Annotated in this window: 13 protein-coding genes; 6 read left to right on the plus strand and 7 right to left on the minus strand. The window is 59.4% G+C overall.

Annotation, left to right across the window (positions count from 1 at the left end):
* The gene (gene algB, locus BLS87_RS27240; protein ID WP_074757574.1) at positions 1 to 1,347 is read right to left on the minus strand and encodes a sigma-54-dependent response regulator transcription factor AlgB; all 1,347 of its coding nucleotides are present in this window, start codon (positions 1,345 to 1,347) and stop codon (positions 1 to 3) included.
* Between the two features lie 255 nt (positions 1,348 to 1,602).
* Here algB and BLS87_RS27245 point away from each other — a divergent pair, with 255 nt between their 5' ends.
* From BLS87_RS27245 to BLS87_RS27270, 6 genes are all read left to right on the plus strand, one after another.
* The gene (locus BLS87_RS27245) at positions 1,603 to 2,457 is read left to right on the plus strand and encodes a BON domain-containing protein (RefSeq protein ID WP_074757576.1); all 855 of its coding nucleotides are present in this window, start codon (positions 1,603 to 1,605) and stop codon (positions 2,455 to 2,457) included.
* Between the two features lie 426 nt (positions 2,458 to 2,883).
* Positions 2,884 to 3,168 (plus strand): hypothetical protein, encoded by a 285-nt coding sequence (locus tag BLS87_RS27250; RefSeq protein WP_074757578.1) that lies wholly within the window; start codon positions 2,884 to 2,886, stop codon positions 3,166 to 3,168.
* Between the two features lie 88 nt (positions 3,169 to 3,256).
* Positions 3,257 to 3,421, plus strand: a complete 165-nt coding sequence (locus tag BLS87_RS27255) for a DUF1328 domain-containing protein (protein ID WP_002555679.1) — start codon at positions 3,257 to 3,259, stop codon at positions 3,419 to 3,421.
* 2 nt (positions 3,422 to 3,423) lie between these two features.
* The gene (locus BLS87_RS27260) at positions 3,424 to 3,891 is read left to right on the plus strand and encodes an inhibitor of vertebrate lysozyme family protein (protein WP_074757579.1); all 468 of its coding nucleotides are present in this window, start codon (positions 3,424 to 3,426) and stop codon (positions 3,889 to 3,891) included.
* A 722-nt stretch (positions 3,892 to 4,613) separates the two neighbouring features.
* The gene (gene gltP / locus BLS87_RS27265; RefSeq protein ID WP_074757581.1) at positions 4,614 to 5,945 is read left to right on the plus strand and encodes a glutamate/aspartate:proton symporter GltP; all 1,332 of its coding nucleotides are present in this window, start codon (positions 4,614 to 4,616) and stop codon (positions 5,943 to 5,945) included.
* A 428-nt stretch (positions 5,946 to 6,373) separates the two neighbouring features.
* The gene (locus BLS87_RS27270; protein WP_074757583.1) at positions 6,374 to 7,612 is read left to right on the plus strand and encodes a nucleoside recognition domain-containing protein; all 1,239 of its coding nucleotides are present in this window, start codon (positions 6,374 to 6,376) and stop codon (positions 7,610 to 7,612) included.
* Here the strand turns inward: BLS87_RS27270 and BLS87_RS27275 are convergent.
* From BLS87_RS27275 to BLS87_RS27300, 6 genes are all read right to left on the minus strand, one after another.
* Entirely contained in the window at positions 7,585 to 8,223 is a 639-nt protein-coding gene (locus BLS87_RS27275; protein WP_074757585.1) for an ABC-type transport auxiliary lipoprotein family protein, read from the minus strand. The genes BLS87_RS27270 and BLS87_RS27275 overlap by 28 nt on opposite strands.
* Positions 8,220 to 9,158: an MlaD family protein gene (locus BLS87_RS27280; RefSeq protein WP_074757587.1), complete on the minus strand. Its 939-nt coding sequence runs from the start codon at positions 9,156 to 9,158 to the stop codon at positions 8,220 to 8,222. Before BLS87_RS27280 ends, BLS87_RS27275 begins: the two co-directional genes overlap by 4 nt.
* On the minus strand, positions 9,158 to 9,949 hold the full coding sequence (locus BLS87_RS27285; RefSeq protein ID WP_425262253.1) for an ABC transporter ATP-binding protein: 792 nt from the start codon (positions 9,947 to 9,949) through the stop codon (positions 9,158 to 9,160). Before BLS87_RS27285 ends, BLS87_RS27280 begins: the two co-directional genes overlap by 1 nt.
* Before the next feature lie 11 nt (positions 9,950 to 9,960).
* Entirely contained in the window at positions 9,961 to 11,130 is a 1,170-nt protein-coding gene (locus tag BLS87_RS27290) for an ABC transporter permease (RefSeq protein WP_074757591.1), read from the minus strand.
* A 10-nt stretch (positions 11,131 to 11,140) separates the two neighbouring features.
* Complete coding sequence (locus BLS87_RS27295) at positions 11,141 to 12,316, minus strand: DUF5924 family protein (RefSeq protein WP_074757593.1); 1,176 nt, start codon at positions 12,314 to 12,316, stop codon at positions 11,141 to 11,143.
* Positions 12,317 to 12,571: 255 nt separating this feature from the next.
* Entirely contained in the window at positions 12,572 to 13,954 is a 1,383-nt protein-coding gene (locus BLS87_RS27300) for a M16 family metallopeptidase (RefSeq protein WP_074757595.1), read from the minus strand.
* Between the last annotated feature and the right edge of the window lie 27 nt (positions 13,955 to 13,981).

Consider the following 13,981-nt stretch of genomic DNA (forward strand, 5'->3'; position numbering starts at 1 on the left):
TCACAAGTTGTACTGCTTGCGTTTGCGGTACAGCGTCGACGCATCGATGCCGAGCGTACGTGCGGCTTGATCAAGGGTGTCACTGGTGGCCAGCACCGCCCCGATGTGCGCTTTCTCCAGCTCGTCCAGGCTCAACGCTGCGCCGACGCGCGGTGCATTATTGGTCGGCTGCTCGGCCATGCCCAGATGGGTGATTTCGACCTTCTCTTGCGGGCAGATAATGCTCGCCCGTTCGATCACGTTGCGAAGCTCGCGGATGTTCCCTGGCCAGCGGTAGTTGAGCAACGCGCTGCGCGCTTCATCGCTGAAGCCACGCGCCGGGCGACTGTACTCTTTGACGAAGCGTGCCAGAAAGCGATCCGCCAGGGTCAGGATGTCTTCGCCACGCTCACGCAGCGGCGGCAGGTGCAGTGTGATGACGTTCAGTCGGTAGAGCAGGTCCTCACGGAAACGCCCGTCACGAACCATGTCTTCCAGGTTCAGGTTCGTTGCAGCGAGGATGCGCACGTCTGCACGGCGAGTGACCGGGTCACCGACGCGCTCGTATTCCTTGTCTTGAATGAAGCGCAGCAGCTTGGGTTGCAACGTCAGTGGGAAGTCACCGATTTCGTCGAGAAACAAGGTGCCGCCGTCGGCCTGGTTCACTCGACCCAGCGTGCTTTCGCTGGCGCCGGTGAATGCGCCACGGCTATGACCGAACAGCTCGCTTTCCATCAGCTCAGCCGTCAGCGACGGGCAGTTGATGGTGACGCAGGCTTTTTTGTTGCGCTTGCTCCAACCGTGAATCGCACGAGCCAGCTCGCCCTTACCGGTGCCTGACTCGCCGAGGATCAGAATGTTGGCGTCCGTATTGGCGACCTGACGGGCCGTTTCCAGAATCGCCATCATCGACGGGCTGTGGGAGTCCAGGCCGTCTTTGGGCTTGCGCACTTCGCCTTCTAGCGCTTCGAGCCGTGCAGACAGCTGACGCACCTCCAACTGCTTGGCGGTTGCCAGGCGCAGTTGATCCGGGCTGCATGGTTTGACCAGGTAGTCAGCAGCCCCGGCTTGAATGGCATCGACGGCGGTGTCTACGGCGGAGTGCGCGGTCACGATCACCACACGCATCCAGGGCGCTTGAACCCGCATCTGCGCCAATACGTCCAGTCCGTTGTCTTCCCCCAGCCGCAGGTCCAGGAAGCAGACGTCGAACACCTGACGTTGCAGCAGCGCCTCGGCCTGAGCCGCGCTATTGGCGGTGGCGACGCTGTAGCCTTCATCTTCCAGGCAATAGCGGAAGGTGCGAAGGATGGCGGATTCATCATCCACAAGCAGAATACGGCCCTGATTCTCAGTGGCTGCTTCCATTTTTCCTACGCTCCTAAATGAATGATCTTGGTTAGTCCCGGAAAAATCGGGCAAGTTGCATGGTTCATTCTGATTGATTAAATGAGCAGCATGGTAGTGATCTGCCAAAAAACTCAAAAAACACGCGGTTCGTCCAACATCAGCGGACGCAGCGCTTCAAGCAGGGGCTCGCGGCGTGGTGATTCGCGAAACAGAACATCTGCGCAAATGAAAAGTCTCTCCAGTAGTACCTTTTGAAAATGTCTGGAGATTGCCATGCCCCCGCTGAAAAAAATCGCTCTGGCTGTTGCCACCGCCGGCCTGCTCGGGATGACCCCTCTCATCGCCGAGGCGGCGCAGGGCGATTTGCAAGCTCAGTTGACCCAGGCGCGTCAGGAAGGGTCAATCTGGACTGCGTTCGCGCTGAACCGGCACCTGAGCCCCTTCAATATTGGCGTGAAGGTCGACCAGGGTACGGCGACCCTGACGGGCAAGGTCGAAAATCAGGTTGATAAAGACCTGGCGACCCAGATCGCGGGCGATACACAAGGCATCAACAAGGTCGATAACCAGATGGAGATCGACCCGCAGGTGGCCGCAGAGCCGGGCACTAAAGCCAACATGGCCCAGCGTTTCGACGACGCTACGCTGACCGCAACCATCAAGTCGAAGCTGTTGTGGAACAGCGTGACCGAGGGGCTGAACATTGATGTCACGGCCGCTCAGGGCGTCGTCACGCTCAAAGGCCAGGCCAAAGATGCCGAAGCCAAGCAACTGGCGGGCAGCCTTGCCAGCAACACCGACGGCGTCACCGAGGTGAACAACCTGATCAGCCTCAGTGCGCGGGATACGCAGGCCATCAAGGAGCAGAATCAGGCCGAAGCCAGCAGCGTACGCGAGGAATTCAGTGATGCGTGGATCACCAGCAAGGTCAAATCCAGCCTCATCTATAGCCGCAACCTCGACGGGCTCAATATAAAGGTCGAAACCAAGAGCGGCGTGGTCAGCCTCAATGGTGTCGTCGCCAACTATGCCGAGAAGGAACTGGCGGTCGAGATTGCCCGAAACATTCGGGGCGTCAAAGGGGTGGATGCCGATACTTTGCGCGTCATGACACGGAGCGCCGAGTAATTCCTTGAAGCGCCTGCATCGTTATGCGGTGCTGGCCAGTCTCAGCGCGGGCACGTACTTGTAGGAGCGCGCTTGCCCGCGAATCGATTGTTCTGCCGACGCCGATGCATCGGATGTACGGGCTTCTCGCGGGCAAGCGCGCTCCTACACCGTTATGCGGCGCTGGCCTCTGGAAGGCAGGCGTGCTCGCACTATCTATGCGACACAGATCGCGCCTTCTTTCGGTCCTCGCCTATCCCTTCGTGCAATACGCACGATGCCAATTGTTCAATCGTGCAGCTTGCTCGTAAGAAGGATCTTTCAGTCTTTCATAACCATCTGATTTTCAAAGAGTTTATTGCATTTAGAAAGCTGGCACACAGGCTGCAATGTCTCAGGTAACAAAGGTCTGCATCGTCGGCCAACAAGATTCCTGGAGCCTGCTGAATGAACACTCAACCACTCGCCAAACTTCGCATTTCCCCACTGCATCTGCAGCAAGGTCTGTTTGCCAGTTTGGCCCTGATGGTCACCTTGATCGTTGTTCAGCAGTTCAACCATTGGAATCAGGATCACGACGCGGCTCAGATTCAGCATGCCTACAGCCACAGCGCACCGCTTGCCAAAGCGAGCGCGTTGAAGGCAACGGATGTTGCACTGAGCCTGCAACCGGTTGAAGACGCAGCAACCGCTATCGATCAAGCGCCGCGTCAGCAGAGTTGGGTCTTCTGATTCATACCGTCAGAGGCACGATCTACATCGAGGGTCAAATCCGACGCCTCGTCGTAGTTAGAAATTAAAAACAGTAAGGAGAATCACCATGTTGAGCTGGGCTATTACTTTTCTGATCATCGCCATTGTTGCAGCTGTTCTGGGCTTCGGTGGTATCGCAGGCACCGCCACGGGTATCGCCAAGATTCTCTTCGTTGTGTTTCTGGTGATGTTCGTCGTGTCGTTCTTCTTCGGTCGTCGCGGTCGGGGTTAACCATGATTCGCACGCATTTCCATGCGTTGACGCTGGCGCTTTTGACGAGCGCCAGCGCCATGGCGATGGCGGCAAACGACGGTCAGGCGAGGGTCAGCGAACTGCTCAGTTCGGACCCGGAATATCGTCAGACGTGGTCGGGTGTTGTGAAGAAGGAAGAGCGTTTGCCCGATTGGGTGATCAACCTGTCCGGTACCTCCGAGCAGATGAATGCGGTGACCGAAGATGGCGACAAATACCTGGTAGGGCCTCTCTGCGAAACCCAGGACACGTGCCTCAACAAACGGCTCATCGTGGCGTTCAGTCTCGACAAGTCGCATGCCTATGCGATGTTGGTGGAAGTTCCAGCTGGCCTGCCAGCAGACAAATCCCCGACTCGGCATGCCGACTACCGCTTTCTCGGTAAACCCGACGAAGGCATGCAGGGATTGCTGAAAGAGCAGTTAAAGAAAGATCCAAACTGGTACTGATTCAAATGAAGGAAGACTGAATTTCGCTTGGGTCTTCCAGAAAGCCGCTCAACCCCGAGGAGGGACTGGGCGTGACCAAGGGGCCGGGACGTTCTGACCAACGGAATGGTTGGAGCGACCCAGGTGTACAGGGAGTACTCCCGTTCGTGGGCCGGGTCAGGAAAGCCGCAACGCAAGTCCATCGTCAGATCAGCCCTCTCGCTGCGATCCGATTATGGACTTGCGACGCGCAAACGATTGATCAGGCGTTTTATCAGCGTTTTCCGCACTTTTCCCTCCTGTTACCCTTCCTACATAGCCCTTTCATCATTTCCTACGACCGTACATCGACAAGAAATCACCGAATATGCCCCTTTGGCCGTGGGTGACCGATTTGTCACTTGCCCTGCCATTTTTATCGCCTGCATCGCTACAGGCGACGTTTTAGCCACTCCCAAGCATAAAACTGTCTTCTGAAAATGTCGGGATTTGAGCCGGGTTTCGGTAAGTCTTTGATTTCTCTCATGCCGATTCGGCATGAGGTAGGCATTTCCGGCATTAGACGATAGGCCCTTCCGTGGGAATAGTTGCGCCCTTTTTCGCCTGCTAAGAGCTCGGACGCTCGCTTGCGGTGACCTTCTGGACAGCTCTAAGGGCATCCGCGCCTCGATGCTGCTCTGCTAGAGCGACATCGGAAGCGTCGGTTGAGAAATGTCCACGCCAACTACAACAAGGGTAATGACATGAAGAAGGCAAAACTGAGCCTCGCCTGGCAGATCCTCATCGGCCTCGTGCTAGGTGTCGCGCTGGGCGCCTTGCTCAATCACTTCAGTGCTGAAAAGGCCTGGTGGATCAGCAATATCCTCCAGCCAGCGGGTGACATCTTTATCCGCCTGATCAAGATGATCGTCATCCCTATCGTGATTTCGTCACTGGTGGTCGGCATCGCAGGTGTTGGGGATGCGAAAAAGCTCGGTCGTATCGGTCTGAAGACGATTCTGTACTTCGAAATCGTCACCACGATTGCCATCGTCGTCGGCCTGTTGCTGGCCAACGTGTTCCATCCCGGCACCGGCATCGACATGAGCACGCTGGGCACCGTGGACATCTCGCAATACGAGAAGACCACCGCCGAGGTTCAGCACGATCACGCCTTCATCGCCACGATCCTCAACCTCATTCCGTCGAACATCTTCGCGGCGGTCGCACGTGGCGACATGCTGCCGATCATCTTCTTCTCGGTGTTCTTCGGTCTCGGTCTTTCCAGTCTGAACGCTGAAGTGCGTGAGCCGCTGGTCAAGGTGTTCCAGGGCGTATCGGAAACCATGTTCAAGGTCACTCACATGATCATGAACTACGCGCCGATCGGTGTGTTCGCGCTGATCGCCGTGACCGTCGCCAACTTCGGTTTTGCCTCGCTGTTGCCGCTGGCCAAGCTGGTGATCCTGGTTTACGTGGCCATCGCGTTCTTCGCCTTCGTGGTATTGGGGCTGATTGCCCGTCTGTTCGGTTTCTCCGTCCTTAAGCTGATGCGCATCTTCAAGGATGAGCTGGTACTGGCCTACTCCACCGCGAGTTCCGAAACGGTGCTGCCACGCGTGATCGAGAAGATGGAAGCCTACGGAGCGCCGAAAGCCATCAGCAGCTTCGTGGTGCCGACCGGCTACTCGTTCAACCTCGACGGTTCGACGCTGTATCAAAGCATCGCCGCGCTGTTCATCGCGCAGCTGTATGACATCGACATGCCGATCAGCCAGCAACTGATGCTGGTATTGACCCTGATGGTCACGTCCAAAGGTATCGCCGGCGTGCCGGGCGTCTCCTTCGTGGTGTTGCTGGCGACGCTGGGCAGCGTGGGTATTCCGCTGGAGGGCCTGGCCTTCATCGCCGGCGTCGACCGGATCATGGACATGGCCCGTACCGCGCTGAACGTGATCGGCAACGCCCTCGCAGTCCTGGTTATCGCGCGTTGGGAAGGTATGTACGACGACGCCAAGGGCGAGCGCTACTGGAACTCGCTGCCGCACTGGCGCAGCAAGGAATCCTTTCCAGCAGGTCAGTCGACGGTCGATTGATTGCTGAGTAGCGGCAAACACACAAACCCCGGCCCTGGCTGGGGTTTGTTGTTTTAGGCGTACCGAACGGTAGGAGCGCGCTTGCCCGCGAGAGGCCGACACATCCAATGCACCTTCGTTGGCAGAACAATCGATTCGCGGGCAAGCGCGCTCCTACAGGATCGGGTCTGAACCTGATGGCTGGGCAGGGCCGCATAACTTTGTAGGAGCGTGGCTTGTCCCGCGATCGGCGACGTAGTCGTCGTAAAGACGGCGAATGCGGATTACCTGACAAGATGGACTGGTCTGATTTCACGACTGCTGAGCAGCCGATCGCGGGACAAGCCACGCTCCTACAGTTTGTGTGTCGTGTCTGGTAACTGTGGGATAGGGTTTGTTGTTTGCGGCCCCGCCGCTATCATCCCCGCATCTTGCGAGGGGATTTACTGATGCTCAATGGCCTGTGGCTTGGCTTTTTCGTGGTTGCGGCGATTTCCGCGCTGGCTCAATGGCTGGTAGGGGGTAACTCAGGGATTTTTGCCGCGATGGTCGAAAGCATCTTTGCCATGGCCAAGCTGTCGGTGGAAGTCATGGTGGTGCTGTTCGGCACCCTGACCCTGTGGCTCGGCTTTCTCAACATCGCCCAGAAAGCCGGAATCGTCGACTGGCTGGCAAAAGTATTGGGGCCATTGTTCCGTCGCCTGATGCCTGAAGTGCCCCCCGGCCACCCTGCCCTCGGCCTGATCACGCTGAACTTCGCGGCGAACGCGCTGGGTCTGGACAACGCCGCAACGCCTATCGGCCTCAAGGCCATGCGTGCCTTGCAGGATCTCAACCCTAGCCAGACCGTGGCCAGCAATGCGCAAATCCTGTTCCTGGTGCTCAACGCCTCCTCGCTGACGCTGCTGCCGGTCACCATCTTCGTTTACCGCGCGCAGCAGGGTGCAGTCGACCCGACATTGGTCTTCCTGCCCATCCTGCTCGCTACCAGCGCCTCGACCCTTGTCGGCTTGCTGTCCGTCGCGGTCATGCAGCGTTTGCGCCTGTGGGACCCGGTGGTGCTGGCGTACCTGGTGCCTGGCGCATTGCTGCTGGGCGGCTTCATGGCCGTGCTGGCGGGGTTGTCCGCCACGGCGCTGGCAAGCCTCTCCTCAGTGCTTGGTAACCTGACGCTGTTCGGCATCATCATGCTGTTTCTGGTGGTCGGCGCGTTGCGCAAGGTGAAGGTTTACGAAACGTTCGTCGAAGGCGCGAAAGAAGGCTTCGACGTCGCCAAGAGCCTCTTGCCGTATCTGGTCGCCATGCTCTGCGCCGTGGGCGTACTGCGCGCATCCGGGGCGCTGGACTTCGCGCTGGAGGGTATTCGCCACGTGATCCAGTGGATGGGCCTGGACACCCGCTTTGTCGACGCACTGCCCACCGCACTGGTCAAACCCTTCTCGGGCAGCGCCGCGCGGGCGATGTTGATCGAGACCATGAAAACCCAGGGTGTGGACAGCTTCCCGGCGTTGGTCGCCGCAACGATTCAGGGCAGCACCGAAACCACCTTCTATGTCTTGGCGGTGTATTTCGGTGCTGTCGGTATTCAGCGAGCTCGCCACGCCGTCGGGTGCGCGCTGCTGGCTGAACTGGCGGGGGTGATCGCTGCGATCTGCGTCTGCTACTGGTTCTTCGGCTCGACGGTGTAATGCTTCTGGCCCTGCTCCAGGGTCCATTGCAGCACCTGGGCGGTCAGCGTATCGCTGGCCTGCCCAAAGGCGGCCACCACCGCTGGGACCTGTTTGTCGCCAACAGGCTGATGCACCTCGAAGCGCCGACTCGCAACGATGCGTTGATGGTCATCGGCCAGCCGCGCGTCCAGGCGAATCACCACCTCGATGGCCTGAGCGCGGTATTCGCTCTGGAACGCCTGGAGCTCCCCGCCCAACTCGAAATCCGCCTGCAGGTTGCTGTCGTCGGTGCTGATCGACTGCACACGCCCGTCACGGTAGAACGCATCGGTCAGCCGATTGCGCAGCAGCACCGGCGCCGGGTCGCTCCAGCGAGCGCCTTTGTAGCTGCTGATGACATCACCCTGCGGGATGACGGCAATGCGCGGGCTGTCGAGCGTCTCGCTGGACTTTGGCTTGACCACGCGCAATGACCAGGGCGCAGGTGTCGCTGCTTTGCTGATGGTTGCAGCCGTGGGCAAACGGTAGACGTCCGTCGGTTCCTGCTTGGGCAATATCGAACAGGCGCTGAGCGTCAGCAGTGCGCTTGCCAGCAACAGCCCCGGGATTGAATGACTGGCAAGCCTCATGGCTGGAATTCCTTGTTCTTGTCGCTACCGAGCAGGTAGCCGCTGGGGTTGGCATTCAGACTGCGTGAAATGGTCTTGAGCGAGGTCAGGGTTTCGCGCAGCTCGCGAATCGCCGGGCCCAGCTCACTCAGCCCCTGGAGCCCGCCGTCGACGGAATCCTTGTTGGCTTTGATCAACTGGTTGATGGTGTCAGTGCTCTGTTGCAACGACACCATGGCCGCCTGACCGGTCGCGATGGCCTGCTTTCCGTCGACCGTGAACAACAGATTGGCGTTGCGCATCGCCGTGGAGGTCTGATCCAGCGTGGCGCTGGCCTGCTTGCTCAGCACCAGCAGTTGCTTAAGGGTCTGACGGATATCGTCGCGTTGATCGGCAATCACTGCCGTCGTCTGCTCCAGATGCTCCATGGTGTTGCTCAGCGCCTGCACGTTCTTCGACGACAAGAGTTCGTTGGCGTTGTGAAGAAACACGTTGATGCCTGTGATCAGGTCATTGCTATCGTTGAGCAGCCGTGAGATCGGTGACGGCGACGCAATGATCACAGGCAGGTTGCCGTCGTCGCCTTTCAGTTCTTCGCTTTGTGGCGTGCCGCCGCTGAGCTGGATGATCGAAGTCCCGGTGATGCCGTTCAGGGCGAGCTTGGCGAAGGTGTCACGCTTGATCGGGGTTTCCCCGGCCACACGAATCTGCGCCAGCACGCGGCGAGGGTCTTGAGGGTCCAGACGCAGTTGAACCACGTCACCGACCTTGATCCCGCTGTACTGCACGGGGCTGCCGCGAGACAGGCCGGTCACGGCTTCGTTGAACACCACCTGATAATCCTTGAACGCCGTGTCGACGCTGGACTTGGCGAGCCACAGCCCGAACAACAGCGCGGCGGCGACCACGATCACCGTGAACAGGCCGATCAAGATGTGATGGGCGCGGGTTTCCATCATGAGACCTCGTGTGGGTGGGTGGCCGCTGCATAGGCCGAGCGGCCGCGCGGGCCATGAAAGTATTCGTGAATCCAGGCGTCCTTGTAAGCCGACACCTTGTCGATGCTATCGGCCACCAGCACGCGTTTCTGAGACAGCACCGCCACCCTGTCGGTGATGGTGTACAGCGTGTCGAGGTCGTGGGTGACCATGAACACGCTCAGGCCCAGTGCGTCGCGCAGGGTCAGGATCAGTTGATCGAAGGCCCCCGCGCCAATCGGGTCAAGGCCTGCGGTGGGCTCGTCGAGAAACAGGATGTCCGGATCCAGTGCCAACGCCCGAGCCAGCGCTGCCCGCTTGATCATGCCGCCGGACAGCGAGGCAGGGTATTTGTGAGCGGCCGACAGTGGCAGCCCGGCGAGGGCCATTTTGATGCCGGCCAGATGCTCGGCCTCGTCACGGCTCAGCCCTGCGTGTTCGATCAGGGGCAAGGCGACGTTCTCGGTGATCGTGAGTGATGAGAACAACGCGCCCTTCTGAAACAACACGCCGAAACGTCGTTCGACCTGGGAGCGATCTTTAACGGACAGATTCAGAAGATCCTGACCCAACACCCGGACATTGCCTTCAGCAGGGCGCTGCAACCCGACGATGCTGCGCAGCAACACCGACTTGCCACTGCCCGAGCCGCCCACGACCCCGAGGATTTCCCCGCGATAGAGGTCCAGATCCAGATGCTCGTGAACCACCTGCGGCCCGAAGCGATTGCACAGGCCGCGCACTTCAATGACGGTTTCACTGGGTTGCACGCAACGTCGGGTCACCAGCCAAGCTCCATGAAAAACATCGCCGCCAGTGCGTCCAGCACAATGACCACGAAAATTGACTGCACCACGCTCGACGTCGTGTGAGCGCCCACCGATTCAGCACTGCCCTCGACCTTGAAACCCTCGAGGCAGCCAATCGCGGCGATGAAAAAGGCAAAGATCGGCGCTTTGACCATCCCGACCAGAAAATGCTGCACGCCGATGTCTGCTTGCATCAGCGACAGAAACATCGCTGGCGAGATCCCCAGCGACAGCGCGCACACCACGCCGCCACCGACGATGCCGCAGATCATCGCCAGAAATGTCAGCATTGGCAGTGAGATAAGCAGCGCCAGCACGCGAGGCAATACCAGCAGCTCTGTAGGACTGAGGCCCAAGGTCTGCAAGGCATCCAGCTCTTCATTGGCTTTCATTGACCCGATCTGTGCGGTGAACGCACTGGCCGTGCGGCCCGCGAGAAGAATCGCCGTCAGCAACACAGCGAATTCCCGCAGGAACGAGAAGCCGATCAGATCGACCGTAAAGATCGTGGCGCCGAAGGCCTTGAGTACCGTTGCGCCCAAAAAGGCCACGACGGCGCCGACCATGAACGTCAGCAACGCCACGATGGGTGCCGCGTCCAGACCGATCTGTTCGATATGGGCGATCACTGAAGTGGTGCGCCAGCGTTTCGGGTGGAACAACGTTGTGACGAACGTCTGCAGAATCAGGCCGACGAAACCGAGCAGTTGCAGGGTGTCGTTCCAGATGACCTCGACAGCAGACCCGATCCTCGCCAGTAACTGAGTGCCGACAGCGACTTCAGGGTCTTTCACGGGCTGGCAGTAGTCGCACAACGCGCTTTGGATGGTCTGCATCAACGCGCGGCTCGACTCGGGCAGGTTCGGCGCCTGAACGGCCAGCAAACGCAAACGTTGAACACCCAAAAGCTCCACCAGCAACGACGCGCCAGCGGTATCGAGGGCACCCAACCCGCTCATGTCCACCTGCGTGGCTGGGCCGAAACCGTCGCTTAACGCATCGGTCTGGCGCTTGAGTGCGTGGTAGTGGGCAAGCGTCCAGTCTCCGGCGATCCACAGCTGAGCAGGGTCGGTCGAAGTGTCCAGTGTGGCGCTGCCGCACACCGTTGATGCGCGGTTGACGAGGGAGATCGATGGGGTCATAGCGACGAGCTTAGTTGGTTTTGGCCGGGGTGGACGGGCTCGCCGCTGGCGCACTGTCATCAGGCTTGTCAGCGTCTGAATCAGACGAGCCCAACGTGTCTGCGCCGGGCTTCAGCCCCGCGGGCTTGATCTTCTTGCGCGTCACGGCAGGCTGATCCGAATCGGTCACTTCAAAGCGCAAAACGCCGATCATCTGGCCATCCTCTGTCAGCACCCTCACCTGCCATTTGCCGAGCACATCGGGCGGAAAATTCTGTTTGTGAGTCCATGCCCGATAGCCTTCCTTACGTCCGCCGTGGATGTCTAGAGCAATTCGATCGACTTCTTCGCCGTTGTGGCGCCAAACGTGATAAATCCGCTCGTCCAGACCGCGCGGAGCGTTGATCGACGTGTACGCATACAGCCCGGCGCTGCGCAGTTGATTGACGCCGATCTCCTGAATACTCTCGCCCGGCGTGCGGTTCTGGTTGTCGAACTGGGTGCTGACGGCCACCTCTGTCAGCCACAGGGTTGCGGGCGGCACCCACGAACGCAGCATCCAGCCCGCACCCCCAATGGCCAATGTCATGAGCACGAGCCCGACGCCGCGTTTCCAGTTGTTGAGCGGGAAACTGGAGGCCAGGCTCGGGAACGACAGCAGCATGGCGATGATCAGCGACAGCTTGTAACTCTCGGCGGTGGTCAGGTGCAGGATGATGGGCAGCGCGGTCAACAAAGCGGCAAACAGGGTCAGCGTGTGCAGCGCCATGAACAGCCAGCGACGGGGTGCCAGCCATTTGTAATACAGCGGGTCAGTGATCGAGATCAGTCCTGCGGCCGCGAGGACGCCGGTGAACACCAGCTGGCCGCTGTTCCATGTGGTGGTCACGAAGAAAAACGGCAGAACGAAGAACAGACTCTCCTGATGGATCATCTGTGTGGCGTATCGGAGCAATGGCTGCGGGATTTCGCGCTTCAATAATTTGGCCAGCAGCGCGACGGCACTGTTTTCCACCATCAGCCACAACCAGCTCACCAGCATGATCACGGCAATCCAGGTCGCGAGCTTGGCTTGCCGGTCCACCAGAATGAAGCTGCCTATGCCGGAGCAAAAACCGAAGAACGCGATCAGCCCCGGGTAGCGCTTGATGAACTCCAGTACGCGCTGTACCAGGGAGTTCTGCATGAGGGCGTTGAGATCCGGCATTTCGGTGTTCACTTTGGCTGTAGGAGAAATCGTTGGCAGGATACCAATGATCGCAGTTCATACGCGTACACAAACTGCTTCTGCCGAAGGCGTAGGAGCGCGCTTGCCCGTGATCTGGCGCGTAGCGGCAGTGATTACTTCAAACCCGGTGTGTCAGACGAATTCAGACCTCTGGTTCTGCTGCCGCTGCGCGGCAGATCGCGGGCAAGCGCGCTCCTATCGTTAACGGGAGTGCTTGGACTCAGCGCAGTCCTGTTACAGCGGGCGTCTTTTGTGAACACGCCACCGCCAGAAAATGACCAATGCCAGCAACGCGACCACCGCCAAGCCGATCTCATACAACTCGTCATAGCTGACCAGCGGCTCTTCAATGCGCAGATACCCGGGCTGCGCCAACAGCTGGCGCATGGCCCGATTCGCCAGATCCAGGCTCACGCCCCGCGTGCGCTTGGCCGGGTCCTCGAAGCGACCGTCTTCATAATCGTTCAGGGCGCCCCAGTAATAATCGGCCAACGCGCTGTTGCCTTGAACCGCCCAGGCCTGTTTGGCGATCGAAGCCTGTTGCAGCCGGGCGAAGGTCGCAGGATCCATGCCTTCTTTGCGCAGCCGTTCCAGCATCGAACGCACCGATGCCACCGCCGCGTCCACATCATCACGTGCGAGATCGGCGTTCAGGCTGAGGAATCCGGTGTCGCCGAAGGCTTCCCGGTCGGCCCACGGGCCGTAGGAATAGCCTTTGTCCAGGCGCAACTCGCTGTAGAGCGACCAGTCCAGGTAGGCTTTCACCAAATCCCACGTCTCATCGTGCTGCTCGCCCATGTCAGGCTCTGGAAACAGCAGGTGCAGCTTTGCGCCATCGCCCAACGCGCCGCGGACCAGCGTGCGCTCGGGCTCGGCTTTGGCGTTGATGGAAGGCAGCGGCGGGTGTTCGGTCGGGTCAACTGCATTCAGCTGACCGAACGTTCGCTCCAGATAAGCAGGCAACAGCTTGTCCAGTTCGCCCACGATGATCAGCGTCATGTTGTTGGACGCGTACCAGTTGTCGTGGATGGTTTCGATCTGCTCCAGCGTCAGGTGATCGACTTCCGGCCGCTCCGAGCATTTGAGCCCCAGCTCTACCGCCAATTGATTGCTGGCGCTGTGTCCGAGGTCGCGCTTGTCCAGCCAGCGCTGCAGGTGTGAGTAGTGACCGCCGTCTTCACGCTCGACGATGCGCTTGGCAGTGTCGAGGTTCGCCTGATTGATCTGCGTGTGAGTGAGCACGTTAAGGAGCAAGTCCAGCACCTTGCGCTGATTCTGCGCCGGCGCTTCGATCACGAACGTGGTGTCGGTGTTGCTGGTGAACGCGTTCCACTCCCCGCCCAGCGCCTGCATCTGCTGCTCCAGGCCGCCCTCACCGGAATTGTCGATGCCACTGAACAGCAAATGCTCCAGCAAATGAGGGAGCTCTTTGTCTTTGCAGGTGAAGTCATCGAAGCCGATGCCGACCACCAGCCGAATCGACACATGACCTTTTTCGGCAGGCTTGAGCAGCAACTGCAAACCATTGGGCAGCACGTAGCCCTCGACCTGAAAGCGGTCGAGGGCCATGGACGAGAGGGATGTCAGGAACAAACAAACGAACAGCAGGCAACGCATAAAAACGGGCTTCCTTGCGGGCCGGTA

The sequence above is a fragment of the Pseudomonas abietaniphila genome, assembly GCF_900100795.1.
GTDB lineage: Bacteria > Pseudomonadota > Gammaproteobacteria > Pseudomonadales > Pseudomonadaceae > Aquipseudomonas > Aquipseudomonas abietaniphila.